At 42.7% G+C, this 26,780-nt stretch carries 22 protein-coding genes and 1 pseudogene; 8 read left to right on the forward strand and 15 right to left on the reverse strand.

Going from position 1 to position 26,780, the window contains the following annotated elements; genetic code table 11:
* The first annotated feature begins 180 nt into the window (after positions 1-180).
* Positions 181-1,335, forward strand: coding sequence for an IS110 family RNA-guided transposase (locus AC0L6H_RS21815; RefSeq protein WP_473391525.1), 1,155 nt, complete (start codon positions 181-183; stop codon positions 1,333-1,335).
* Positions 1,336-1,713: 378 nt separating this feature from the next.
* Here the strand turns inward: AC0L6H_RS21815 and AC0L6H_RS21820 are convergent, their stop codons facing one another.
* The 4 genes from AC0L6H_RS21820 to AC0L6H_RS21835 all read right to left on the reverse strand — a co-directional run bounded on the left by AC0L6H_RS21820 (position 1,714) and on the right by AC0L6H_RS21835 (position 4,283).
* A complete protein-coding gene (locus tag AC0L6H_RS21820) occupies positions 1,714-2,055 on the reverse strand; it encodes a type II toxin-antitoxin system HicB family antitoxin (RefSeq protein ID WP_473391540.1) in 342 nt (113 codons plus the stop codon).
* Positions 2,052-2,306 (reverse strand): type II toxin-antitoxin system HicA family toxin, encoded by a 255-nt coding sequence (locus tag AC0L6H_RS21825; RefSeq protein ID WP_473391542.1) that lies wholly within the window; start codon positions 2,304-2,306, stop codon positions 2,052-2,054. The genes AC0L6H_RS21820 and AC0L6H_RS21825 overlap by 4 nt, the downstream gene beginning before the upstream one ends.
* Positions 2,307-3,711: 1,405 nt before the next feature.
* Positions 3,712-4,005, reverse strand: a complete 294-nt coding sequence (locus tag AC0L6H_RS21830; protein ID WP_473391532.1) for a HigA family addiction module antitoxin — start codon at positions 4,003-4,005, stop codon at positions 3,712-3,714.
* Positions 4,005-4,283: a type II toxin-antitoxin system RelE/ParE family toxin gene (locus AC0L6H_RS21835; RefSeq protein ID WP_473391543.1), complete on the reverse strand. Its 279-nt coding sequence runs from the start codon at positions 4,281-4,283 to the stop codon at positions 4,005-4,007. Before AC0L6H_RS21835 ends, AC0L6H_RS21830 begins: the two co-directional genes overlap by 1 nt.
* A gap of 620 nt (positions 4,284-4,903) precedes the next feature.
* On the opposite strand from AC0L6H_RS21835, the gene ltrA (AC0L6H_RS21840) reads away from it, so the two are divergent.
* Entirely contained in the window at positions 4,904-6,238 is a 1,335-nt protein-coding gene (gene ltrA / locus AC0L6H_RS21840) for a group II intron reverse transcriptase/maturase (RefSeq protein ID WP_473390060.1), read from the forward strand.
* Positions 6,239-6,317: 79 nt separating this feature from the next.
* Here the strand turns inward: ltrA (AC0L6H_RS21840) and AC0L6H_RS21845 are convergent, their stop codons facing one another.
* The gene (locus tag AC0L6H_RS21845) at positions 6,318-6,704 is read right to left on the reverse strand and encodes a hypothetical protein (RefSeq protein WP_473391546.1); all 387 of its coding nucleotides are present in this window, start codon (positions 6,702-6,704) and stop codon (positions 6,318-6,320) included.
* Between the two features lie 152 nt (positions 6,705-6,856).
* Between AC0L6H_RS21845 and AC0L6H_RS21850 the strand changes: the two genes are divergently transcribed.
* On the forward strand, positions 6,857-8,011 hold the full coding sequence (locus AC0L6H_RS21850; protein ID WP_473391525.1) for an IS110 family RNA-guided transposase: 1,155 nt from the start codon (positions 6,857-6,859) through the stop codon (positions 8,009-8,011).
* A 374-nt stretch (positions 8,012-8,385) separates the two neighbouring features.
* Here the strand turns inward: AC0L6H_RS21850 and AC0L6H_RS21855 are convergent, their stop codons facing one another.
* Positions 8,386-8,826, reverse strand: a complete 441-nt coding sequence (locus AC0L6H_RS21855; protein ID WP_473391548.1) for a hypothetical protein — start codon at positions 8,824-8,826, stop codon at positions 8,386-8,388.
* Between the two features lie 132 nt (positions 8,827-8,958).
* Here AC0L6H_RS21855 and AC0L6H_RS21860 point away from each other — a divergent pair, with 132 nt between their 5' ends.
* Entirely contained in the window at positions 8,959-10,113 is a 1,155-nt protein-coding gene (locus tag AC0L6H_RS21860) for an IS110 family RNA-guided transposase (protein ID WP_473391525.1), read from the forward strand.
* Between the two features lie 375 nt (positions 10,114-10,488).
* On the opposite strand, the gene AC0L6H_RS21865 is transcribed toward AC0L6H_RS21860, so the two are convergent.
* Positions 10,489-10,824, reverse strand: a complete 336-nt coding sequence (locus AC0L6H_RS21865) for a hypothetical protein (RefSeq protein WP_473391550.1) — start codon at positions 10,822-10,824, stop codon at positions 10,489-10,491.
* Positions 10,825-10,965: 141 nt separating this feature from the next.
* Positions 10,966-11,205 (reverse strand): hypothetical protein, encoded by a 240-nt coding sequence (locus tag AC0L6H_RS21870; protein WP_473391551.1) that lies wholly within the window; start codon positions 11,203-11,205, stop codon positions 10,966-10,968.
* Between the two features lie 664 nt (positions 11,206-11,869).
* Here AC0L6H_RS21870 and ltrA (AC0L6H_RS21875) point away from each other — a divergent pair.
* Positions 11,870-13,206 (forward strand): annotated as a pseudogene (ltrA, locus tag AC0L6H_RS21875) (group II intron reverse transcriptase/maturase).
* Between the two features lie 440 nt (positions 13,207-13,646).
* On the opposite strand, the gene AC0L6H_RS21880 reads toward ltrA (AC0L6H_RS21875), so the two are convergent.
* Together AC0L6H_RS21880 and AC0L6H_RS21885 are read right to left on the reverse strand one after the other, a co-directional pair.
* Positions 13,647-13,793 carry a hypothetical protein gene (locus tag AC0L6H_RS21880; RefSeq protein WP_473391553.1) on the reverse strand — a complete coding sequence of 49 codons (147 nt, stop codon included), beginning with the start codon at positions 13,791-13,793 and terminating at the stop codon, positions 13,647-13,649.
* Between the two features lie 418 nt (positions 13,794-14,211).
* Positions 14,212-14,631 carry a hypothetical protein gene (locus AC0L6H_RS21885; RefSeq protein WP_473391554.1) on the reverse strand — a complete coding sequence of 140 codons (420 nt, stop codon included), beginning with the start codon at positions 14,629-14,631 and terminating at the stop codon, positions 14,212-14,214.
* A gap of 627 nt (positions 14,632-15,258) precedes the next feature.
* On the opposite strand from AC0L6H_RS21885, the gene AC0L6H_RS21890 reads away from it, so the two are divergent.
* On the forward strand, positions 15,259-16,413 hold the full coding sequence (locus AC0L6H_RS21890; protein ID WP_473391525.1) for an IS110 family RNA-guided transposase: 1,155 nt from the start codon (positions 15,259-15,261) through the stop codon (positions 16,411-16,413).
* A 393-nt stretch (positions 16,414-16,806) separates the two neighbouring features.
* Here AC0L6H_RS21890 and AC0L6H_RS21895 read toward each other — a convergent pair whose 3' ends face one another.
* Positions 16,807-17,286: a hypothetical protein gene (locus AC0L6H_RS21895; protein ID WP_473391556.1), complete on the reverse strand. Its 480-nt coding sequence runs from the start codon at positions 17,284-17,286 to the stop codon at positions 16,807-16,809.
* Positions 17,287-18,017: 731 nt separating this feature from the next.
* On the opposite strand from AC0L6H_RS21895, the gene AC0L6H_RS21900 reads away from it, so the two are divergent.
* Complete coding sequence (locus AC0L6H_RS21900) at positions 18,018-18,977, forward strand: integron integrase (protein WP_473391557.1); 960 nt, start codon at positions 18,018-18,020, stop codon at positions 18,975-18,977.
* Positions 18,978-19,055: 78 nt separating this feature from the next.
* Here AC0L6H_RS21900 and tuf read toward each other — a convergent pair whose 3' ends face one another.
* The 4 genes from tuf to rpsL form a co-directional block, all read right to left on the reverse strand.
* Positions 19,056-20,240, reverse strand: coding sequence for an elongation factor Tu (tuf, locus tag AC0L6H_RS21905; protein ID WP_473391558.1), 1,185 nt, complete (start codon positions 20,238-20,240; stop codon positions 19,056-19,058).
* Positions 20,241-20,304: 64 nt separating this feature from the next.
* Positions 20,305-22,407, reverse strand: a complete 2,103-nt coding sequence (gene fusA, locus AC0L6H_RS21910; protein WP_473391560.1) for an elongation factor G — start codon at positions 22,405-22,407, stop codon at positions 20,305-20,307.
* A 171-nt stretch (positions 22,408-22,578) separates the two neighbouring features.
* A complete protein-coding gene (gene rpsG, locus AC0L6H_RS21915; RefSeq protein ID WP_473391561.1) occupies positions 22,579-23,049 on the reverse strand; it encodes a 30S ribosomal protein S7 in 471 nt (156 codons plus the stop codon).
* A gap of 73 nt (positions 23,050-23,122) precedes the next feature.
* Positions 23,123-23,497 (reverse strand): 30S ribosomal protein S12, encoded by a 375-nt coding sequence (rpsL, locus tag AC0L6H_RS21920; protein WP_472617801.1) that lies wholly within the window; start codon positions 23,495-23,497, stop codon positions 23,123-23,125.
* A 543-nt stretch (positions 23,498-24,040) separates the two neighbouring features.
* On the opposite strand from rpsL, the gene AC0L6H_RS21925 reads away from it, so the two are divergent.
* Positions 24,041-26,761 carry a beta strand repeat-containing protein gene (locus AC0L6H_RS21925; protein WP_473391563.1) on the forward strand — a complete coding sequence of 907 codons (2,721 nt, stop codon included), beginning with the start codon at positions 24,041-24,043 and terminating at the stop codon, positions 26,759-26,761.
* Positions 26,762-26,780: the final 19 nt, after the last annotated feature.

The following is a 26,780-nucleotide window of genomic DNA, read 5'->3' on the forward strand; positions in this document are numbered from 1 at the left end:
TAAATACATTAACGATTCAAAGTATAAACCAATTTCCACAATGAAACACCTGTACCACTTAGCATATAGACATAATGACTCTTCATAAGGTACTGACCTCCAGATATCGTGGGTTAGTTGCGTTTAAAACGAGACCAGAGCCATAATTAATGTTCGAACCATTAAATACTGGAGGTCAGCATGACTAAAAATAGCATAGTTTTCGTTGGAATGGATACTCATAAAGAGTTTATTGAAGTCGCTTCGCTAGAAGATGGGTTTCAAGGTAAGGCGACCCAGCATGGCAGAATTGCCACCGCAAAAGCGTCGATTAAAAAGCTTATTCGACAATTTGAATCTAAGTTTCCTAATGCGACTTTGCATTTTGTTTATGAAGCAGGCCCTTGTGGGTATTGGATATACCGGCTTATTACTTCCTTAGGCCACCCATGTTACGTTGTTGCGCCATCACTCATTCCTAAAAAACCCAGTGATAAAATCAAAACAGATAAGCGTGATGCTCTCAAGCTCGCTTATGCTGTAAAGAACTGTGATGTGTCACCCATCTACGTTCCCGAGCCCGAAGATGAAGCCGTCAGAGATTTATCTCGCATCCGTGAAATTGCTATGCGGGACTTAAATGATGCCCGAAGACAATTAAAAGCGTTACTACTGCGCAATGACATTAACTACCCTGGCACCGCAAATTGGTCGGCTAAACATTTACGATGGTTGGCTGAGTTAGTGCTGCCCCATCCCGCTCAGCACATTGTGTTGCAAGAAAGTCTCAATACCATTGGTGAGCGGATTGCTCGGCTTGAACGGCTAGACAATCAACTTGCTCACCACATTCTGCAGTGGCGATACTTTCCCGTTGTGAAAGCCGTTCAAGCCATGCGCGGTGTCGCCTTGCTCGTCGCTGCTGGTATGGTGGCTGAACTAGGTGACCTCACTCGATTTGAGCATCCTAGACAACTCATGAGTTTTTTAGGCTTAGTACCTAGTGAGCATTCTAGTGGCGACAAGCGAAAACTCGGCAACATTACTAAAACTGGTAATGTTCGGGCACGACGACTATTAATCGAGGGTGCGCAAAGTTATCGTCACCCCGCAAAAGTGTCTAAAGAGCATCAACGGCGACAAGAAGGATTGCCTAAAATAGTGATTGATACCGCTTGGAAAGCACAGCTTAGGCTGTGTCAGCGCTATCAAAGATTGATGCAGAAAGGTAAACATCACAACGTCATTAAAGTGGCTATTGCTAGAGAAATGGTGGCCTATATTTGGGCGATTGCTAAGCAAATTGTGTTGCCTGCTGTTGATATTCGCAAACGATTAGCAAGAGTGCCTGCGTAGCGCACGCCGGCATCATAAAAGGTTTTGAGTTAATGTGTTGGGTCAGGCCGCGGAAGCGGTACAACCTTCGACAAGTGTTGGATTGGTATTGATGGCTACGGCTTACAATAATCCCCGAGCATAGAGAGAAGATAGGTACAACGTCGCAAACAGTAAGGTTGGATAGGCTAGGCAACTAGCAACCCACGTATACCAGCAAAGATAACCGACGAATATTACTGGCTTCATCTGATGCATTAACTCAATTTATTTTGTAATTAAGAAGCTTTGAAAAAAAAGGCGGGATCTGCTCGTTTTATTTGACATGAAGAGTCATACCAACACTTTCGATAAGCGGTAGCTGGGCGCTTTTCCCAGATATCCGTCTTCATCGATTTGTTATAGCTCGCTACCGACGTTGTTTGATAACGACTCTACAACAATTTGGTTAATACTTTTCCCGGTTGCCGAGGCCTTTATAACCAAATGTTCATGTAGAGCTGGACTTATACGAACATTGAATTTACCTGAATAATTTTTCTTAGGAGAGACGCCATCTTCCTCGCACATTTTTAGAAACACCTTCAATGAAGTTGATCCCTCTTCTTGCAAGCCTTTTATATCGGCAGCGTAAAAGTCTGCGCCTCCATTTAGGTTTATAAACTCGCCTCTAAACATTTCAATTTCTGGATCGTAGTTAATCACGGCATCATAGCCATTTATATTCATGATGTTTTTCATGGTTTCACCCCGTTTGACTCTAACCATTTTCTGACGCTAGTCACCGCACCTTTATCAGTATCAGGGCTTGGATGTGGTCGATGAAACACGCGTCTATCGCCGAAAAGCCTTACACCAACTCTTGAACCTTCAGCTTCAATTATCTCTGCTCCAAGCTCAACAAATAACTGCTCAATGTCTTTCCATTTCACATTGCCACTGACAGGGCGCGCAAAAATAAGGGCTAAGGTCTTTTGGTGTTTTCTTTTCATTTTGGAATAATAGTACTAATTAGTAGTACCGTCAACACTGGATTGACTAGAGCTATAACAACTTGCATAAGCGGTTTTGGCCGCTCTTGCCAAAATCCGTTTCATGCTTTTGTTAATTCTTGCCCGCATAATTTACTCCCTTAAATCCTTGTTGCGTAGCGTTAGCGAAGCTACCCTCAATAAAACCACCAAACGACGACGAAAAGCACTCTCATTAAGCGCGTTCCTGTGAAACTGCAGCGATTTAAATATTACCTAGCGGCTCGCACTTTTAGTTTACTCTTTTTTAAATCTACTGAGTGTTGACGAATAATGCAAATTCACAGCCTGCCGACAAACAACCTTGAAAAAACAACCTCCTTTTGTATCAAATTAAAAAGAAGTTTCGACAACTTATCTATGCTCGCGCATCTTGCAGAACGGATAAGATATTGTTGCTAATGCTTAATAAATCTTTCCCTTATCTAGAAAAAACCGGGGCAATTAACAACTTGCATAAGCGGTTTGGCAGCGCTTTTCTGACAAATCCGTCTTCATGCTTTTGTTAATTCTTGCCCGCATAATTTACTCCCTTAAATCCTTGGTGCGTAGCGTTAGCGAAGCTACCCTCAATAAAACCACCAAACGACGACGAAAAGCACTCTCATTAAGCGCGTTCCTGTGAAACTGCAGCGATTTAAATATTACCTAGCGGCTCGCACTTTTAGTTTACTCTTTTTTAAATCTACTGAGTGTTGACGAATAATGCAAATTCACAGCCTGCCGACAAACAACCTTGAAAAAACAACCTCCTTTTGTATCAAATTAAAAAGAAGTTTCGACAACTTATCTATGCTCGCGCATCTTGCAGAACGGATAAGATATTGTTGCTAATGCTTAATAAATCTTTCCCTTATCTAGAAAAAACCGGGGCAATTAACAACTTGCATAAGCGGTTTGGCAGCGCTTTTCTGACAAATCCGTCTTCATGCTTTTGTTAATTCTTGCCCGCATAATTTACTCCCTTAAATCCTTGGTGCGTAGCGTTAGCGAAGCTACCCTCAATAAAACCACCAAACGACGACGAAAAGCACTCTCATTAAGCGCGTTCCTGTGAAACTGCAGCGATTTAAATATTACCTAGCGGCTCGCACTTTTAGTTTACTCTTTTTTAAATCTACTGAGTGTTGACGAATAATGCAAATTCACAGCCTGCCGACAAACAACCTTGAAAAAACAACCTCCTTTTGTATCAAATTAAAAAGAAGTTTCGACAACTTATCTATGCTCGCGCATCTTGCAGAACGGATAAGATATTGTTGCTAATGCTTAATAAATCTTTCCCTTATCTAGAAAAAACCGGGGCAATTAACACTTGCTATAACCGGTTTGTGGCGTTTTTCCACAAATCCGGTTGATAGTTTTGTTAGGCTGCATTCAGATCTAGCCGCTGAACTGTCTCTAAATCAAGACTTTGCTTTGCTTGCCATAGCTCATAGTTGTCCTGCATACTCAACCAACTCTCGGGCGTTCTCCCCAAGGCTTTTGATAAACGCAGCGCCATCTCCGGAGTGACTGCACTTTTACCTTTCACTATTCTACTTAAGGTAGAAGCTGCAACACCTAAATGAGTCGCCAGAGTCCGGCAACTAATGCCATGGGGTTCCAAGTATATTGATTCTATAAATTCGCCAGGATGTGGCGGGTTATGCATATTCATTAGTGATAATCCTCATAATTTAGAATGTAAGCATTACCATCCTTGAACTCAAAAGTAACTCGCCAATTTCCGTTTACCGATATAGACCATATATTTGCTCGTTCACCTTTTAGCTTATGAAGTGAAAATCCTGAAATATCTATATCTCCTATTTCCTGCGCAGTATTAATTGCTGCAAGCTGCATACGAAGCTTTTTTGCATGATGTGTTTGAATGTCAGATGTTTTACCTTTTTCGTAAAACAACCTTAGTCCTTTATGCTTAAACGTTTTTATCATAGTTAAATTGTAGCGCGATGCGCAACACAAAACAAGACGTGAGGCCTAACACCCGATTAAGCGGTAAAAACCGCTCTTGTTTTTATCCGACTTCAATCTTTTGGTACGCCCAGCATGGGCGTGAACTAATGAGGTGAAAGTCCTCTGTAGGAAAGTCACCGTTTACTTAACTTGATTGTTATTAAACGCTAACTACTAGCGAATGGCAAGGGCAAAACCGCGAGGGATTGTCTGAAGGAAGCCGGACGCAAAACTGCGAGCTGATGAACAAGAACATCATATGAGGCGTAGGCTGGAGGCGAGATAGCCAAAGATATCGAAGCCATGTGATTTAACGGCCACCGTAAATGATGCAGCAGTGCAGGGAAAGTTCACGTCCTTATCTGGGGAGATCTGCTTAACAAGCGATCGGTAAATAACCAGTCAGGCTCTGGTATATAAGTGCCTAGGTTTACTAGCGTCATCGACTAGTAAAAGCGAAAAGATGAAAACCGACAGCGCTTTTAGGGGCAACCTTGAAGGTGATTAAGCAGAAGTCAGCAGACGGCATAGTAGCCAAATGCCCATCGTAATGGTTGGGACACGGTGAAGGCCGAAACACATAGAATAAAGGAGGAGCCTTGTTAAACTTGAACACACGAATGCCGAACGGTAGCGACGTGACTCAGCGTATTGATGAGCAGCCAGCCTTTGGTGTAGATTTACTTGAACGTACTCTTCAAGCAGACAATATTCTGTCTGCATGGAAACGGGTTCGAGCCAATAAGGGAGCCGCTGGCATTGATGGTATGTCCATTGATGACTTCCCGACTTGGGCAAAAGCGGGTAATTGGAAACGTATTATGACTGAGCTTCGTTCAGAACAATACCAACCTTCACCTGTTAGGCGCGTGGAAATTGATAAACCCGATGGCGGTAAACGCCAATTGGGTATTCCTACCGTCATCGACAGGGTTATCCAACAAGCAATTGCGCAAGTGCTAACGCCTATTTTCGACCCAACCTTCTCAGACAACAGTTTTGGGTTTAGGCCGGAGCGAAATGGGCAACAAGCGGTGAAACAGGCACAGGGCATTATTAAAACGGGACGCCGTTTTGCAGTTGATGTCGATCTGTCTAAGTTCTTTGACCGCGTTGATCACGATTTACTCATGACTTACCTTGGCTATAAAGTTAAGGATAAGCGATTGCTTAAATTGATTAAACGCTACTTGCGAGCTGGGGTTATCGATAACCAGTTTTATAGTGAAAGCCGAGAAGGTGTCCCTCAAGGCGGTCCTTTATCGCCGCTTTTAGCGAACATCATGCTCGACCCTTTGGACAAAGAACTTGAGAAACGAGGTCACAAGTTTGCCCGCTACGCGGATGACTTCACAATATTGGTAAGGTCACCTCGTGCGGGTGAACGCGTGCTGGGCAGCATCAGCAGATTCCTGAGTCACCACCTGAAACTGATCGTTAACTCGGTCAAAAGCCACGTCGTTAAGACCAATGAAAGCAAGTTCCTTGGATTCACATTCAAGGGAGGACACATTCATTGGCATCCCAAGACCGTGCTGAAGTTTAAGCAACAGGTCAGAAGGTTAACGAACCGCAACTGGGGCGTGTCGATGCGTTACCAACTTTATAAACTCAGCCAATATTTACGAGGCTGGATAAATTATTTTGGAATAGCGAGTGGCTATCAACGATGCGTCGATCTAGATCATTGGATCAGGCGCAGAGTAAGAATGGCCTACTGGCGACAGTGGCGAAAACCACGCACCAAAATAAGTATGCTATTGAAGTTGGGCGCAAATATAAACGCCGCAGTGGCGAGTGGCACTACCAGCAAAGGGCCATGGCGTAGCGCTAAATCTCCAGGGATCAATCAAGCATTATCGCTTGATTACTTAAAATCTGAAGGGCTTTATTCGCTGCGTGATGGTTGGATTCCACTTCATCATTCTAAGTGAAACGCCCTGTGCGGAGCCGCATGCAGGGTGTTGTGGGGGCTGGAGGTTAGAAACCTCTGGCTACCCGATTTATGTTTCATTACGGCCAATCTCGACAGCTTTGCGGGTTTGAGCCTGTATCATAATCCCAACTTTTAATTATATTAGTTTCTGGGTCTACAACGTAAATTATCTTACATTTACCAACCCATGCTGCTTCGCCCATGAAATTTGGAAGTACTTCACTGATAAACCAATGTTGAACAATATCACCATTATCGTTTTCAGAGATATGGGTAAACCCATCGCCTTGAACCAAATAATCAGCTCGAATCAAATCACCTGCGTTTCCAAATCTAGTAGGATCTAAGTAGGAGCTTTTTGTACCAACACGATTATTCAATCGCTCAGCGAATGGCTTATTTCCAACAGCACAAGCACTCATTAAAAAAGCGAAAAAAAACAACAAAACTAAAACTTTCTTCATTTAGGCCTCAATCTATAATTACGGTGCTAAAAGAAACATAGACATAATGACTCTTCATAAGGTACTGACCTCCAGATATCGTGGGTTAGTTGCGTTTAAAACGAGACCAGAGCCATAATTAATGTTCGAACCATTAAATACTGGAGGTCAGCATGACTAAAAATAGCATAGTTTTCGTTGGAATGGATACTCATAAAGAGTTTATTGAAGTCGCTTCGCTAGAAGATGGGTTTCAAGGTAAGGCGACCCAGCATGGCAGAATTGCCACCGCAAAAGCGTCGATTAAAAAGCTTATTCGACAATTTGAATCTAAGTTTCCTAATGCGACTTTGCATTTTGTTTATGAAGCAGGCCCTTGTGGGTATTGGATATACCGGCTTATTACTTCCTTAGGCCACCCATGTTACGTTGTTGCGCCATCACTCATTCCTAAAAAACCCAGTGATAAAATCAAAACAGATAAGCGTGATGCTCTCAAGCTCGCTTATGCTGTAAAGAACTGTGATGTGTCACCCATCTACGTTCCCGAGCCCGAAGATGAAGCCGTCAGAGATTTATCTCGCATCCGTGAAATTGCTATGCGGGACTTAAATGATGCCCGAAGACAATTAAAAGCGTTACTACTGCGCAATGACATTAACTACCCTGGCACCGCAAATTGGTCGGCTAAACATTTACGATGGTTGGCTGAGTTAGTGCTGCCCCATCCCGCTCAGCACATTGTGTTGCAAGAAAGTCTCAATACCATTGGTGAGCGGATTGCTCGGCTTGAACGGCTAGACAATCAACTTGCTCACCACATTCTGCAGTGGCGATACTTTCCCGTTGTGAAAGCCGTTCAAGCCATGCGCGGTGTCGCCTTGCTCGTCGCTGCTGGTATGGTGGCTGAACTAGGTGACCTCACTCGATTTGAGCATCCTAGACAACTCATGAGTTTTTTAGGCTTAGTACCTAGTGAGCATTCTAGTGGCGACAAGCGAAAACTCGGCAACATTACTAAAACTGGTAATGTTCGGGCACGACGACTATTAATCGAGGGTGCGCAAAGTTATCGTCACCCCGCAAAAGTGTCTAAAGAGCATCAACGGCGACAAGAAGGATTGCCTAAAATAGTGATTGATACCGCTTGGAAAGCACAGCTTAGGCTGTGTCAGCGCTATCAAAGATTGATGCAGAAAGGTAAACATCACAACGTCATTAAAGTGGCTATTGCTAGAGAAATGGTGGCCTATATTTGGGCGATTGCTAAGCAAATTGTGTTGCCTGCTGTTGATATTCGCAAACGATTAGCAAGAGTGCCTGCGTAGCGCACGCCGGCATCATAAAAGGTTTTGAGTTAATGTGTTGGGTCAGGCCGCGGAAGCGGTACAACCTTCGACAAGTGTTGGATTGGTATTGATGGCTACGGCTTACAATAATCCCCGAGCATAGAGAGAAGATAGGTACAACGTCGCAAACAGTAAGGTTGGATAGGCTAGGCAACTAGCAACCCACGTATACCAGCAAAGATAACCGACGAATATTACTGGCTTCATCTGATGCATTAACTCAATTTATTTTGTAATTAAGAAGCTTTGAAAAAAAGGCGGGATCTGCTCGTTTTATTTGACATGAAGAGTCATACCAACACTTACAATAAGCGGTTTTGGCCGCTCTTGCCAAAATCCGCTTGATTGTTTTGTTATATTGCAATTCCACGCAATGCCTCCACGACATCTTGCGATTTACCAAAAGTTTTATGAAACCACTTACTTTGATTGTACAAATTTTCTCCATCTTTGGAAACGATATGTACACCTTGGATGATTACAGCATGCAGTCCTGTTTTATCAATCTCTAGAGAATCTTTTGCTATCGCAGGCAACTTAGATGAAGAAAAGATAACACATGCACCAACTTCTCTGAAAATCCAGCAAGCCTTCGTTCGTTTAAAGATGACCTTTCTTGCATTTTCAATTTGAGTTTCTACTGTCACGTCATTATCAAAAGACTGGATATGAATCACGTACCTAGATAAACCTCGCCCCTTTATCAAAGTAGTGCTATCCAAGGCGTCTTCATTTTTCCGAGTTGGGTATTGATCTGGATAGAAAATTGCCTCTATCTTGCTGTTCAGGGTCACGGGACTTTCCTTGCAATATAGACATAATGACTCTTCATAAGGTACTGACCTCCAGATATCGTGGGTTAGTTGCGTTTAAAACGAGACCAGAGCCATAATTAATGTTCGAACCATTAAATACTGGAGGTCAGCATGACTAAAAATAGCATAGTTTTCGTTGGAATGGATACTCATAAAGAGTTTATTGAAGTCGCTTCGCTAGAAGATGGGTTTCAAGGTAAGGCGACCCAGCATGGCAGAATTGCCACCGCAAAAGCGTCGATTAAAAAGCTTATTCGACAATTTGAATCTAAGTTTCCTAATGCGACTTTGCATTTTGTTTATGAAGCAGGCCCTTGTGGGTATTGGATATACCGGCTTATTACTTCCTTAGGCCACCCATGTTACGTTGTTGCGCCATCACTCATTCCTAAAAAACCCAGTGATAAAATCAAAACAGATAAGCGTGATGCTCTCAAGCTCGCTTATGCTGTAAAGAACTGTGATGTGTCACCCATCTACGTTCCCGAGCCCGAAGATGAAGCCGTCAGAGATTTATCTCGCATCCGTGAAATTGCTATGCGGGACTTAAATGATGCCCGAAGACAATTAAAAGCGTTACTACTGCGCAATGACATTAACTACCCTGGCACCGCAAATTGGTCGGCTAAACATTTACGATGGTTGGCTGAGTTAGTGCTGCCCCATCCCGCTCAGCACATTGTGTTGCAAGAAAGTCTCAATACCATTGGTGAGCGGATTGCTCGGCTTGAACGGCTAGACAATCAACTTGCTCACCACATTCTGCAGTGGCGATACTTTCCCGTTGTGAAAGCCGTTCAAGCCATGCGCGGTGTCGCCTTGCTCGTCGCTGCTGGTATGGTGGCTGAACTAGGTGACCTCACTCGATTTGAGCATCCTAGACAACTCATGAGTTTTTTAGGCTTAGTACCTAGTGAGCATTCTAGTGGCGACAAGCGAAAACTCGGCAACATTACTAAAACTGGTAATGTTCGGGCACGACGACTATTAATCGAGGGTGCGCAAAGTTATCGTCACCCCGCAAAAGTGTCTAAAGAGCATCAACGGCGACAAGAAGGATTGCCTAAAATAGTGATTGATACCGCTTGGAAAGCACAGCTTAGGCTGTGTCAGCGCTATCAAAGATTGATGCAGAAAGGTAAACATCACAACGTCATTAAAGTGGCTATTGCTAGAGAAATGGTGGCCTATATTTGGGCGATTGCTAAGCAAATTGTGTTGCCTGCTGTTGATATTCGCAAACGATTAGCAAGAGTGCCTGCGTAGCGCACGCCGGCATCATAAAAGGTTTTGAGTTAATGTGTTGGGTCAGGCCGCGGAAGCGGTACAACCTTCGACAAGTGTTGGATTGGTATTGATGGCTACGGCTTACAATAATCCCCGAGCATAGAGAGAAGATAGGTACAACGTCGCAAACAGTAAGGTTGGATAGGCTAGGCAACTAGCAACCCACGTATACCAGCAAAGATAACCGACGAATATTACTGGCTTCATCTGATGCATTAACTCAATTTATTTTGTAATTAAGAAGCTTTGAAAAAAAAGGCGGGATCTGCTCGTTTTATTTGACATGAAGAGTCATACCAACACCTTACATAACCGGTTTTGGCCGCTCTTGCCAAAATCCGGTTAATGTATTTGTTATATTTCATTCTTCAAGGACATTAAAGTTTTAAATGAACCAAAGTCGTAATATTTAGTTGGCAGACTAGCGCACTTGTATCTAGCTCCAACGCGCAAATCATAGTTACTTAGTGGATCAAATATAATGTAAGACGAATAGAGCTCACTTAACTCTGAAGTGTTTGCCAATTCGCTATGTAATATAAACGTGCCATCTGCTAGCAATATTGTTTCAATAGCGATGATAGTGCATTCTTCTACTTTATATGGAACACTTACTTGAAAATTACCTTCAATATTTTCCTGCACTTTTAAACCAAACTCTTCCGAATCTTCTAATGATAGTTTTGACACAACTGAGCTCGCTAGGCAAAATACAGTGACAAAGCTTAAACTTAAAAAAAGCAATAATCGCAATTTAATCACCTTGAAATATAACACTTTTGATAAGCGGTTTGGCACCGCTTTTGTGGCAAATCCGTCTTCATCATTTTGTTATTTCTCGCTATCGATATAACCATAAAGTGGGTCAACCGTCATGAAATTAGGAAATTTAATTGGCTCTACAATCATTAGATTTTGTGAGTTAATAAATACTACATATGTCTCAGTGCTCGGGCCACTTGAATATGAATAAAGTGTAGTGCCCTCTGGTAAAAGGCCAACTTGATCTGGAGTCGCTTGCAATGTTAGTGGCTGGGTTAGCTTTACTGGACTAGATTCGAGTAGTTGCATTCGTGTCCAAAAACTCCCGAATAAAAAACACAAAGTTCCAAATACTAATATCAAAACTACTTTGAATATTTTCATAAACCTCTAGAGAAATAACAACTTGCATAAGCGGTTTTGGCCGCTCTTGCCAAAATCCGTTTCATGCTTTTGGTACGCCCAGCATGGGCGTGAACTAATGAGGTGAAAGTCCTCTGTAGGAAAGTCACCGTTTACTTAACTTGATTGTTATTAAACGCTAACTACTAGCGAATGGCAAGGGCAAAACCGCGAGGGATTGTCTGAAGGAAGCCGGACGCAAAACTGCGAGCTGATGAACAAGAACATCATATGAGGCGTAGGCTGGAGGCGAGATAGCCAAAGATATCGAAGCCATGTGATTTAACGGCCACCGTAAATGATGCAGCAGTGCAGGGAAAGTTCACGTCCTTATCTGGGGAGATCTGCTTAACAAGCGATCGGTAAATAACCAGTCAGGCTCTGGTATATAAGTGCCTAGGTTTACTAGCGTCATCGACTAGTAAAAGCGAAAAGATGAAAACCGACAGCGCTTTTAGGGGCAACCTTGAAGGTGATTAAGCAGAAGTCAGCAGACGGCATAGTAGCCAAATGCCCATCGTAATGGTTGGGACACGGTGAAGGCCGAAACACATAGAATAAAGGAGGAGCCTTGTTAAACTTGAACACACGAATGCCGAACGGTAGCGACGTGACTCAGCGTATTGATGAGCAGCCAGCCTTTGGTGTAGATTTACTTGAACGTACTCTTCAAGCAGACAATATTCTGTCTGCATGGAAACGGGTTCGAGCCAATAAGGGAGCCGCTGGCATTGATGGTATGTCCATTGATGACTTCCCGACTTGGGCAAAAGCGGGTAATTGGAAACGTATTATGACTGAGCTTCGTTCAGAACAATACCAACCTTCACCTGTTAGGCGCGTGGAAATTGATAAACCCGATGGCGGTAAACGCCAATTGGGTATTCCTACCGTCATCGACAGGGTTATCCAACAAGCAATTGCGCAAGTGCTAACGCCTATTTTCGACCCAACCTTCTCAGACAACAGTTTTGGGTTTAGGCCGGAGCGAAATGGGCAACAAGCGGTGAAACAGGCACAGGGCATTATTAAAACGGGACGCCGTTTTGCAGTTGATGTCGATCTGTCTAAGTTCTTTGACCGCGTTGATCACGATTTACTCATGACTTACCTTGGCTATAAAGTTAAGGATAAGCGATTGCTTAAATTGATTAAACGCTACTTGCGAGCTGGGGTTATCGATAACCAGTTTTATAGTGAAAGCCGAGAAGGTGTCCCTCAAGGCGGTCCTTTATCGCCGCTTTTAGCGAACATCATGCTCGACCCTTTGGACAAAGAACTTGAGAAACGAGGTCACAAGTTTGCCCGCTACGCGGATGACTTCACAATATTGGTAAGGTCACCTCGTGCGGGTGAACGCGTGCTGGGCAGCATCAGCAGATTCCTGAGTCACCACCTGAAACTGATCGTTAACTCGGTCAAAAGCCACGTCGTTAAGACCAATGAAAGCAAGTTCCTTGGATTCACATTCAAGGGAGGACACATTCATTGGCATCCCAAGACCGTGCTGAAGTTTAAGCAACAGGTCAGAAGGTTAACGAACCGCAACTGGGGCGTGTCGATGCGTTACCAACTTTATAAACTCAGCCAATATTTACGAGGCTGGATAAATTATTTTGGAATAGCGAGTGGCTATCAACGATGCGTCGATCTCAGACTCATTGGATCAGGCGCAGAGTAAGAATGGCCTACTGGCGACAGTGGCGAAAACCACGCACCAAAATAAGTATGCTATTGAAGTTGGGCGCAAATATAAACGCCGCAGTGGCGAGTGGCACTACCAGCAAAGGGCCATGGCGTAGCGCTAAATCTCCAGGGATCAATCAAGCATTATCGCTTGATTACTTAAAATCTGAAGGGCTTTATTCGCTGCGTGATGGTTGGATTCCACTTCATCATTCTAAGTGAAACGCCCTGTGCGGAGCCGCATGCAGGGTGTTGTGGGGGCTGGAGGTTAGAAACCTCTGGCTACCCGATTTAATTCTTGCCCGCATAATTTACTCCCTTAAATCCTTGTTGCGTAGCGTTAGCGAAGCTACCCTCAATAAAACCACCAAACGACGACGAAAAGCACTCTCATTAAGCGCGTTCCTGTGAAACTGCAGCGATTTAAATATTACCTAGCGGCTCGCACTTTTAGTTTACTCTTTTTTAAATCTACTGAGTGTTGACGAATAATGCAAATTCACAGCCTGCCGACAAACAACCTTGAAAAAACAACCTCCTTTTGTATCAAATTAAAAAGAAGTTTCGACAACTTATCTATGCTCGCGCATCTTGCAGAACGGATAAGATATTGTTGCTAATGCTTAATAAATCTTTCCCTTATCTAGAAAAAACCGGGGCAATTAACACTTTGCATAAGCGGTTTGGCAGCGCTCTTCTGACAAATCCGTCTTCATGCTTTTGTTAACTGCAGCCACTGAACGCAAGCAACTTGTTGCCTCGCACCAAGGTGCTAAATAGTCACAGTATTGTTGATTACTTTTATTCACTCTAAAACATCCTTGCTAAAGTTTAAACCTCGATGTTGGCATTAGTACGATTTCGGAAACAACCTAATAAAAACAACAAGCGAATTTCCGCAACCGTTGTTCACCGCAAAAATAACCTTGTCGTTTGGCAGGCTGAATATTTAAAACAACGACTATAGGCGGGCCTCTGAAAAAACCTTACCTCAAACAACATGCGATTTTGCCGCAACAATTCTCAATGCAAAAACAGCCTAGTTGGTAGGCAGGCATTGCATTTAAAACTACCAATGATTGTCGGTCTCTGAAACTACCTTGAACAGACAACCTTTATCTAAAACTCAACACCCAATCATTTAAGTTAAAGGACGGGAACAACAGTTAACACTTTTGATAAGCGGTTTTCACACGCTCTTCGTGAAAATCCGTCTTCATCATTTTGTTAACTCTTCTCAAATCTGCAATTGATTTCATTTAATGCCTCTATTGCAAGATAACCCCATGTAGCTCCCGTCCCCTTTGCGTGAGCGGTAATTTTAAACTCGTTTGTTATGTCTTCAAATTCATAGAGCTCAATGAGCTTTGTTCGATCTGGTGTCAAATCAGCCTCAAACTTAAAAAACTCTCCAGTTGAAGTTAGGAGTATGCCTTCATCAGTGCAAATTCCAGGAAAATCTTGTTCGTAGTCCAAAACTATACTAGAGCTCATATCCACTTGGTAAGACTTAAACGCATTCTCCAAAGGCGCTGGTATACCATTTTGCCTCCAGTATATAGCCTCAGAAGCAATTTTATTCTTTAAAATTTCATTCTGCTCCTGAACGTTGTGTTGCCGTTTACTCAAAAGTTTATCAATGTTCATACTACCCCGAGTTAACGCTTACAATAAGCGGTTTTGGCCGCTCTTGCCAAAATCCGCTTGATTGTTTTGTTAACTGCAACCACTGAGCGTAAGCAACTTGTTGCCTCGCGCCAAGATGCTAAATAGTCACAGTATTGTTGATTTCTTTTATTCACTCTAAAACATCCTTGCTAAGGTTTAAACCTTGATGGCGGCATTAGTACGATTTCGGTAACAACCTTGTTGAAACAACATTAGATTTTTCCGCAACCCTTGTCATCACAAAAACAACCTTGTTGTTAGGCAGGCTGAATATTGAAAAAAACAAAAATAGGCGGGCCTCTGAAACAACCCTACCTCAAACAACACGTGATTTTGCCGCAACAATTCTCAATGCAAAAACAGCCTAGTTGGTAGGTAGGCATTGCATTGAAAACTACCAATGATTGTCGGCCTCTGAAACTACCTTGAACAGACAACCTCTATCTAAAACTCAACACCCAATCATTTAAGTTAAAGGACGGGAACAACAGTTAGACATAATGACTCTTCATAAGGTACTGACCTCCAGATATCGTGGGTTAGTTGCGTTTAAAACGAGACCAGAGCCATAATTAATGTTCGAACCATTAAATACTGGAGGTCAGCATGACTAAAAATAGCATAGTTTTCGTTGGAATGGATACTCATAAAGAGTTTATTGAAGTCGCTTCGCTAGAAGATGGGTTTCAAGGTAAGGCGACCCAGCATGGCAGAATTGCCACCGCAAAAGCGTCGATTAAAAAGCTTATTCGACAATTTGAATCTAAGTTTCCTAATGCGACTTTGCATTTTGTTTATGAAGCAGGCCCTTGTGGGTATTGGATATACCGGCTTATTACTTCCTTAGGCCACCCATGTTACGTTGTTGCGCCATCACTCATTCCTAAAAAACCCAGTGATAAAATCAAAACAGATAAGCGTGATGCTCTCAAGCTCGCTTATGCTGTAAAGAACTGTGATGTGTCACCCATCTACGTTCCCGAGCCCGAAGATGAAGCCGTCAGAGATTTATCTCGCATCCGTGAAATTGCTATGCGGGACTTAAATGATGCCCGAAGACAATTAAAAGCGTTACTACTGCGCAATGACATTAACTACCCTGGCACCGCAAATTGGTCGGCTAAACATTTACGATGGTTGGCTGAGTTAGTGCTGCCCCATCCCGCTCAGCACATTGTGTTGCAAGAAAGTCTCAATACCATTGGTGAGCGGATTGCTCGGCTTGAACGGCTAGACAATCAACTTGCTCACCACATTCTGCAGTGGCGATACTTTCCCGTTGTGAAAGCCGTTCAAGCCATGCGCGGTGTCGCCTTGCTCGTCGCTGCTGGTATGGTGGCTGAACTAGGTGACCTCACTCGATTTGAGCATCCTAGACAACTCATGAGTTTTTTAGGCTTAGTACCTAGTGAGCATTCTAGTGGCGACAAGCGAAAACTCGGCAACATTACTAAAACTGGTAATGTTCGGGCACGACGACTATTAATCGAGGGTGCGCAAAGTTATCGTCACCCCGCAAAAGTGTCTAAAGAGCATCAACGGCGACAAGAAGGATTGCCTAAAATAGTGATTGATACCGCTTGGAAAGCACAGCTTAGGCTGTGTCAGCGCTATCAAAGATTGATGCAGAAAGGTAAACATCACAACGTCATTAAAGTGGCTATTGCTAGAGAAATGGTGGCCTATATTTGGGCGATTGCTAAGCAAATTGTGTTGCCTGCTGTTGATATTCGCAAACGATTAGCAAGAGTGCCTGCGTAGCGCACGCCGGCATCATAAAAGGTTTTGAGTTAATGTGTTGGGTCAGGCCGCGGAAGCGGTACAACCTTCGACAAGTGTTGGATTGGTATTGATGGCTACGGCTTACAATAATCCCCGAGCATAGAGAGAAGATAGGTACAACGTCGCAAACAGTAAGGTTGGATAGGCTAGGCAACTAGCAACCCACGTATACCAGCAAAGATAACCGACGAATATTACTGGCTTCATCTGATGCATTAACTCAATTTATTTTGTAATTAAGAAGCTTTGAAAAAAAAGGCGGGATCTGCTCGTTTTATTTGACATGAAGAGTCATACCAACACTTTGAATAAGCGGTTTGGCACCGCTTTTGTGACAAATCCGTCTTCATTCTTTTGTTATATGCCGTTTGTTTAAAAAGGCGCATGAATTCTTTTCCGAAGAAGATCTGCATCCCAAAACCGCTCATAATCACTATTAACTTTTCCGTCAAAATCACTTAAATATAAACTAGTCCAATCTATAAAATACCCTAGCGATATAGCAAATAAACGAGCGTCCAATATATTCGCTAAACTTAATGTTTTTTCGATATTTTCATAAATATCTAAATTTTTATCTGTATCCGTATCGTAGTCCATAGAAAAAACCGCACTTTCAGTATACCAGTTATATTCCCTAACCTTTTCCACTGGAATTAAATCAGCGGCGTATTTTTCAGCTAAGTTTAGTGCTTCTCGAAACTCTTTATGAGGCAATAAATGTAAATAAGAATTACAGCAATCAATAAAAAATAATTGAAGTTCAACTTTGTGTTTTTTTCGACTTTGATCGCTTAGCCCAGCTAACATTTTAGTTGCGCTTTGCGAGTTACTCCATTGTGAATTATTCATAGAGGCATATAACAACTTGCATAAGCGGTTTTGGCCGCTCTTGCCAAAATCCGTTTCATGCTTTTGTTAATTCTTGCCCGCATAATTTACTCCCTTAAATCCTTGTTGCGTAGCGTTAGCGAAGCTACCCTCAATAAAACCACCAAACGACGACGAAAAGCACTCTCATTAAGCGCGTTCCTGTGAAACTGCAGCGATTTAAATATTACCTAGCGGCTCGCACTTTTAGTTTACTCTTTTTTAAATCTACTGAGTGTTGACGAATAATGCAAATTCACAGCCTGCCGACAAACAACCTTGAAAAAACAACCTCCTTTTGTATCAAATTAAAAAGAAGTTTCGACAACTTATCTATGCTCGCGCATCTTGCAGAACGGATAAGATATTGTTGCTAATGCTTAATAAATCTTTCCCTTATCTAGAAAAAACCGGGGCAATTAACAACTCATTAGACAGAACCCACAATAAATACTAAAGGTCAGTAGATTCCATCTTGTTCAAAATATAATATGCCAGTTGTTATACAACGTTTGGAGCAATATTGTCCAGCGAATTCTGAGTGGGAGCTGCTGGGTTTATCTATACGTTTTTAATAGTAGGTTTTCCCGTTATTTTATCCATGAAAATTTTTATACTAACAATATCAGAGCATTAGCAGCTCTTAGCAAATAATTAAAGACGTCTTACCTGTTGTGTAGTTAGGTTTTGATGATTAGAAATGGAGTTCTTCTTTGTCTCGGTTTATAGATGATGTTAGGCAATTTATGCGTACAAAACGTTACAGCCTTAAAACAGAAAAGGCATACATTTATTGGGTAAAAAGTTTCATTCGTTTTCGCAAATATAAACACCCTTCAAAGATGGGTGGTAAAGACATATCTGAGTTTCTAACTCATTTAGCAAATACTGAAAAAGTCAGCGCTTCTACTCAAAATCAGGCCTTATGTGCTCTTGTTTTTTTGTATAAAAATATTTTAAATTTAGAAGTTGGAGATTTGGAATTTGGCTATAGCAAAAAACCAAAAAGTCTTCCTACGGTTATGTCAACAAATGAAGTAACTCAAGTAATTTCCCATTTGCATGGTGTCCATTTATTGATTGCGGGTATTTTGTACGGGGCAGGGTTACGGATTAGTGAAGCCTTAAAATTACGTATAAAAGACATTGATTTTGATAACAAAACTATTTTTGTGTTCAGGGGTAAAGGTCAAAAAGACAGAATATCAATTTTACCAAAGAGCTTAATTGAGCCACTTAAGAAGCAAATCGCTAAAGTAGATAAAATACATCGAAAAGATTTGGCTGAGGGTTTCGGTGATACTTCACTGCCACCTAGTTTACATAAAAAGTATGCACGTTCTTTACAAGATCTTAAATGGCAATATGTCTTTGCCTCAACGACTCGTTGTGTCCATCCCTATGATGGGTATATTTGTCGTCATCATTTGCACGCTACATCTTTTAGCAAACAACTACGTAAAGCAGTCACCGCTTCAAAAGTAAATAAAAAAATTAGTGCTCACACTTTCCGCCATTCATTTGCTACTGAAATGTTACGTGCTGGTACAGACATTAGAACCCTACAGGAGTTAATGGGGCATAGTGATATCAGAACGACCGAAATGTATACGCATGTAATCGGTGAACGTTTTGCCGATGATACCAGTCCATTTGACAAACTAAAGATTTAACACAAACAAGCAGTTGTCTGAAAAAGTAAAAAAAAGGCCGCTTATAAAGCGGCCCTTTCAGTTCTTTAGGATGTTGTATTAGTCTAAAATCTTAGCTACAACACCGGCGCCTACTGTACGGCCACCTTCACGGATTGCAAAGCGTAAGCCTTCATCCATCGCGATTGGAGCAATTAGCTCTACTACGAATTTAAGGTTGTCACCAGGCATTACCATTTCTACGCCTTCAGGTAGCTCTACAGCACCTGTTACGTCAGTTGTACGGAAGTAAAACTGTGGACGGTAACCTTTAAAGAATGGCGTATGACGTCCACCTTCGTCTTTGCTTAGTACGTATACTTCAGCTTCAAACTTAGTGTGTGGATTGATTGAACCTGGCTTAGCCAATACTTGGCCACGCTCTACGTCTTCACGCTTAGTACCGCGTAGTAAAACACCAACGTTTTCACCAGCGCGACCTTCGTCTAGAAGCTTACGGAACATTTCAACACCAGTACAAGTCGTTTTAGTGGTATCTTTAATACCAACGATTTCTACTTCTTCACCAACTTTAACAATACCTTGCTCAACACGACCAGTTACAACTGTACCACGGCCTGAAATTGAGAATACATCTTCGATTGGAAGAATGAACGGCTTGTCGATGTCACGCTCTGGCTCTGGGATATAGTTATCTAAAGCTTCGCCTAACTCAATGATTTTTGCTTCCCATACTGGGTCGCCTTCTAGTGCTTTAAGTGCTGAACCTTGAATTACTGGTAAGTCATCACCTGGGAATTCATATTCAGTAAGAAGTTCACGAACTTCCATTTCTACTAGCTCTAGTAATTCTTCGTCGTCTACCATGTCACATTTGTTCATGAATACGATCATGTAAGGAATACCAACTTGGCGACCTAACAAGATGTGCTCACGTGTTTGTGGCATAGGACCGTCAGTTGCCGCAACAACCAAGATACCACCGTCCATTTGAGCAGCACCAGTAATCATGTTTTTAACATAATCGGCGTGTCCAGGACAATCTACGTGTGCGTAGTGACGTGTAGGAGTGTCATACTCAACGTGAGATGTAGAAATAGTAATACCACGCTCACGCTCTTCTGGTGCATTATCGATTTGATCGAATGCTTGAGCTGCGCCGCCATATGTCTTCGCTAAAACTGAAGTGATTGCTGCTGTTAAAGTCGTTTTACCGTGATCGACGTGGCCGATTGTACCAACGTTGACGTGCGGTTTCGTACGTTCAAACTTTGCCTTTGCCATTGCTTTTATTTCCTAAGTTTAACGCCCGTTCCAACATTAGACCGGACCAATTCAAATATAATATTTACATGCGAACGTTTATTATAGCTTGCGCTACATTACTGGCAACTTCCGCATAGTTATAAAACTCCATTGAGTATGACGCACGGCCTTGCGTTTGTGAACGCAAAGATGTGGCATAACCAAACATTTCCGAAAGCGGTACCTTAGCGCGCACAATCTTTATGCCTGCTACACCGTCTTCCATACCTTCTACCATTCCTCGACGGCGATTGATGTCACCAACAACATCACCCATCCAGTCTTCAGGAGTGGTTACTTCAACCTTCATCATTGGTTCTAATAGCACCGGACTAGCCGCTGCTGCACCATCTTTAAACCCAATAGAAGCAGCAATTTTAAACGCCATTTCTGAAGAGTCAACATCATGATACGAACCATCAAACAAAGTGACTTTAATATCTAGCATAGGATACCCTGCTAGCACGCCATTTTGTAGCTGTTCTTCGCAGCCTTTTTCTACAGCTGGAATAAATTCTTTTGGTACTGTACCGCCCACAATGTCGTTAACAAAGGTAAAGCCAGCGCCTTCTTCTTGTGGCTCGATACGCAACCAAACATGGCCAAATTGGCCTTTGCCGCCTGATTGGCGCACAAACTTGCCTTCTGCTTCAACGCTCTTGCGAATCGTTTCTCGATAAGCAACTTGTGGCTTACCTACGTTACACATAACATTAAACTCGCGCTTCATGCGCTCAACAATAATGTCCAAGTGCAGCTCGCCCATACCAGAAATAATCGTTTGGCCCGACTCATCATCAGTATGTACTTTAAATGAAGGGTCTTCTGCAGCAAGTTTATTTAACGCTATACCCATTTTTTCTTGGTCGGCAAGCGATTTCGGTTCAACCGCAATTGAAATAACCGGATCCGGGAAGTCCATTTTTTCAAGAGTAATTATGTTCGTTGGTGAACATAATGTCTCACCAGTTGTAACGTCTTTTAATCCAATCGCCGCGGCAATATCTCCGGCATAAACCTCTTTGAGTTCGGCTCTATCGTTTGCGTGCATTTGCACCATGCGACCAATGCGTTCTTTCTTGCCTTTAATTGGGTTATACACAGCATCACCGGTTTTCATCACACCCGAATATACGCGGAAGAAAGTCAGTGTGCCAACGAAGGGGTCGGTGGCTATTTTGAATGCTAAGGCTGCAAACGGTTCGTTGTCGTCAGAGTGCCGTTCGGCTTCAGTCTCTTTACCATCGTCCAATATACCTGTAATTGCTTTAACTTCGGTTGGTGATGGTAAGAAATCGACCACAGCGTCTAATACTGCTTGCACACCTTTGTTTTTAAAAGCTGAGCCGCAGGTTGCTAACACGATTTCATTATTTAGTGTACGCGCACGTAAACCTTGTTTTATCTCAGCTTCGCTTAATTCTTCGCCGTTTAGGTATTTGTCCATTAACTCATCGTTGGCTTCAGCCGCAGCCTCTACCATTTCCATCCGAAACTGTTGCGCTTTTTCTAGATGGTCTGCAGGAATGTCTTCATAGGTGAAAGTCACGCCTTTATCAGCGTCGTTCCAGTTAATTGATTTCATTTTTATTAAATCAATTACACCTTTAAATTCTTCTTCTGCGCCAATGTTTAATTGAATAGGCACGCAAGTTGCGCCAAGACGTTTTCTAATTTGTCCTACAACGCGATCAAAGTCAGCACCCGCACGGTCCATTTTATTGACAAACACTAAGCGAGGCACTGCGTATTTATTTGCCTGACGCCAAACTGTTTCTGATTGCGGCTCTACACCAGACGAACCACAAAACACAACAACCGCGCCGTCAAGCACACGTAACGAACGTTCCACTTCAATGGTGAAGTCTACGTGCCCTGGCGTGTCGATAATATTGATGCGGTGCTGATCAAATTGCTGCTGCATGCCCGACCAAAAACAAGTGGTAGCGGCTGAGGTAATCGTAATGCCGCGCTCTTGTTCTTGCTCCATCCAATCCATTGTTGCAGCGCCGTCGTGTACTTCACCAATTTTGTGTGAAATACCGGTATAGAAAAGCACACGCTCAGTGGTGGTAGTTTTACCAGCATCTACGTGAGCGACTATGCCTATATTGCGATAGCGTTGAATGGGTGTTTGTCGAGCCATTGGGTTCTCTTAGTTTCTCTTTTTGTTAAAAAATAAAGGGGTCAGTGTCAATTAATTTTGTCGTGACAAAATTAATTGACACTGACCCCTTTATTTTCTCTCTCTTTTAAATTGCAAAACAGTCTGCCTTTAAAAAGGCAGACTGTTTTTTCTTTCTGACTTTCAGACTTACTACCAGCGGTAGTGAGCAAATGCTTTGTTAGCTTCTGCCATGCGGTGAACGTCTTCACGTTTCTTAACCGCACTACCTTTGCTGTCTTGCGCATCCATCATTTCTGCAGCTAAACGCTGAGCCATGGATTTCTCGCCACGTTTACGTGCCGCTTCAACCATCCAACGCATACCTAACGCGTTACGACGAACTGGACGAACTTCTACAGGTACTTGGTACGTAGAACCACCAACACGACGAGATTTAACCTCTACTGTGGGGCGGATGTTGTCTAGGGCGTCTTCAAACACGTCTAGGTGTGGTTTGCCGGTTTTTTCAGCAACAATTTCAAGGGCACCGTATACGATTTTTTCAGCGGTCGATTTCTTGCCGTCGAGCATTACGACATTCATGAACTTTGCAAGCAACTCTGATTTAAACTTAGGGTCTGGTAGGATTTTTCTTTGACCTACGACTCGTCTTCTTGGCATCTTAATTCTCCGTGGAATTCAGGGGTTTCCCAAAACTCTAATTTAATAGTTTGGCCTTACTAACGGAGAACCGTTAAGACTTAGGCCTTTTAGCGCCGTACTTAGAACGGGCCTGTCTACGATCGCTCACGCCAGAACAATCTAATGTTCCGCGAACTGTGTGATAACGAACACCTGGTAAATCTTTTACACGACCACCGCGGATAAGTACCACGCTATGCTCTTGTAAGTTGTGACCTTCACCACCAATGTATGAAGACACTTCAAAACCGTTTGTTAAGCGAACACGACATACTTTACGCATGGCCGAGTTTGGCTTCTTTGGAGTGGTAGTATATACACGAGTACATACACCACGGCGTTGTGGGCAAGCTTGTAAAGCAGCTACGTTAGATTTCTCTACCGGCTTTTTACGGGGCTTACGCACTAACTGGTTAACTGTTGCCATTAACTAGCTCCTGATTAATACTAAATTACCCGCCAGCATTGTTACTGTACGGGTCCTATTTACAAACACCTAAGCAATTGAATTTACGTAGGTATTTGCTGCTCGTTGGCCATAAATAATGTTTACTTAATAAATAAGTACTGAGCTAGTTCTATACCTTTCTTTTAAATACGAAATTTATAAAATAACATCGAACACTATTTTTGGGTCGCAAAATGGTATAGATCAAATCCATGCATGTCAAGTAAAATGGCGTAATGCGCGGGAATTAGTGCTAATAAATAAAACACGACTAGTCGCCCCAAAACAGGGCGTAAAATTATCCCCTCGAAATGCCGATTGCACGATAAACGGTCGAATCTGCAAATTGTTAATGTTATAATTTTGCCAGTCGATAATTTGTTTAATTGTACTGTTGTCTAGTTGTTGCATAGCTTGTATTAAAGTGGTCGTAATGACGATGTTTAATTCAAATTATTGCTTGCCCTCTTTACGGTCTAGCAGATTATTCAAATATTTAAGAAATATTCCCAAGGAGTCCAAGTGAGACCGATTTATTTATTGTTAGCTGCGCTATATTCAATTTTTTTATTTGGTTGTAGTGGCGGTGGTGGCGGTGGCGACACTACGCCCCCAGCACGAGTGCTTACTTCAATTGCAGTAACAGGTGCTGAAACTAGTTATATAGTTGGTCAACAAGATACTATAGATGTGACAGGTTCTTACGACAACGGTCAAAGCGCGGTTTTATCAGGTATCACGTGGACATCTAGCAATCCGGCAGTCGCCTCTATTAATGCAAGCGGCGTAATCAATGCCTTAAGCGCAGGTTCAACGAGTATAAGCGCAAGCGCCCAAGGTTTTACAACTCCCGCATTTAACATCGACATTATTGCGCCAAGTTTAACCAGTATCGCTATTGCAGCAAACGCCACCAGTATCCCTGTCGGTTTAGACTTACAATTATCCGCTCAAGGCACTTTTAACAACGGTAATACGTCAACTATCGATAACGTGAGCTGGAGCTCTAGCGACGATACTATCGTGACCATTACAGATGAAGGTCTTGTTAGCGCAGTGAGTGTAGGCAGCGTAACCTTAAGCGCTGAACAAAACGGCATAAGCGCCAACTTTTCATTGACTATCACAGCAGCCGAGTTACAAAGCATTAATGTTCAAGTGAGTGATGCAAGTTTAGCGCTAGGTACTACCACGCAAGCACAAGCTTTTGGTACTTTTACTGACAATTCAACAAATCCAGTAAGCGTAATATGGAGCAGTTCAAATGAACAAGTTGCAACGATTGATGCACAAGGACTCATTACAAGTGTTAGTGTAGGTCAAACAATAATTACTGGCGTTAGCGGCGGCATTTCATCAAACAGTGCAAGCGTTACCATCACCAATGCAATTGTGACAGGCTTAGATACTTCGCCAATGTTTACGAATATTCCATCAGGCTTACAAGAGCAACTTGGCGCTACCCTTTTATTTTCTGACAATAGCACTCAGGCAGCGACCGAAGCACAGTGGATGAGTAGCGATGAATCTGTTGCTACCGTTAGTTCTACCAATGGTGTTGCGACTATCACTGCTGTAGCAGAAGGTAGCAGCGAAATTAGTGCTAGCTCAAACGGATTTACATCAAGCTTTACGGTAAACACGGTAGCAGCAGTCGTAACTGACATCGAATTTAGTACCACATCGGTGACCCTACCGGAAGGTGAGTCAGAAGCATTATCGGTAATCGCGAACTTAAGTGATAATTCAACCAACAATGTTACATCATCGAGTGCATTTTCGGTCAGCGACGCACAATTAGGCTCGTTTGCTGCTCCTAATGCGACAGCGGTTACCTTCACCGCAGGTCAACAAGGCACAGGTAATATCACCGCATCTTTCAGTACATTTACAAGCGCAATTGATCTCGAGGTAACACCGGCAGTTCCTGTAGCTGTGCTATCGGCAACGCCAACCTTAGAAATTGCAGCTGGTTTATCAAGCAATGCTTCAATTACAGTAGAATATTCGGATGGTTCTGAGTTAACACCGGTATCAGGTGTAAGTTGGTCAGTAAGCGACAATAGCATTGCTACTGTAAGTGCTACTGGCACGGCAACAGCAAGCATTATGGGTGTTAGCGAAGGTAGCACGACCGTTACTGCTGCATTCGATGGTCTCTCATTCGTATTTACCGTCAACATTACAGCGGCTGAACCCTTAACAGTCACATTCAGCTTACCAACCATTTATTCAGATGATGAGAATGTTCAGCTTACCGCAACGGCGACGTTTACTGATGGTTCTGATGCCGACGTAACTGATCAAGTGGTATGGGCAAGCTCAGACGCATCGATCGCAACGGTAAGTAACGACAGCGCCAGCGTAGGCCGCCTTACTCCTATAAGTGAAGGTGAAGTATCAATTACAGCATCGTTTAGCGATAGCGCAATAAGCAATACTGAAACCACAACTATCCAGCAAGCTAGAATTTTAACGGGTTTTAGTTCGTATAAATATAACAGTGAGACATCAATTACCATTGGCGATGGCGATTATGCCCTAAGTATTGATTTTAGTGATATCGACAATCAAAGCGCAAGTTTAGATGCAGTAGCAAGCCATACTCTAGCGGCAATTAGCGACGCTTCATTAGTGCAAGAAGTTAGCGATACCAGCGCCTTGAGTTTCGGTGCTACTTCAGTCACCCTCATTGAAAACTCAGGACAGACTCTAGCCGCGGTTTCAAATGCGAATGGCATTACAGCAGTAATCAAAGTTCATGAAGTTAAGACATTTACTAATGCTAACAATAATCTTGTTATGTTCTCATGGGCGATTCGAACAGACGGCGGAAGTGACTTCTCAAACTATTCAGTAGTGAGCGACTTGAAACTATTTGAATGCAGAGAATTAACATCTAGCTGTACCGAACTAGACTTCTCCTACAATGCGAATACCGGTGCTAGTGTGACTTTTGGTGACCCTAAACCGGCAAATCATCCTATCGGCAGCTTTATCCTAATTGCTATTGGGCAAGACTATACCATCACTAATTTAAGCGCAGTAGATTCAACTAACCTAATTGTTCCTAGTTTTGAAGGTTTGGCAAATAACCAAGTAATATCAGAAGCCGATAGCGCGCCCTTCCGCTTAATGGTGCAGCCAACAAACGACGAATCGGTATTTCCAACTTATCGTTTCAATGTAGATAACAACACATCTATGTCGTTCACGCTTATGGCAAGCTTCAGAAGTAACTAAGCAAGTCTCAGCTTTTCCC

Source organism: Glaciecola sp. G7-5, from assembly GCF_055808975.1.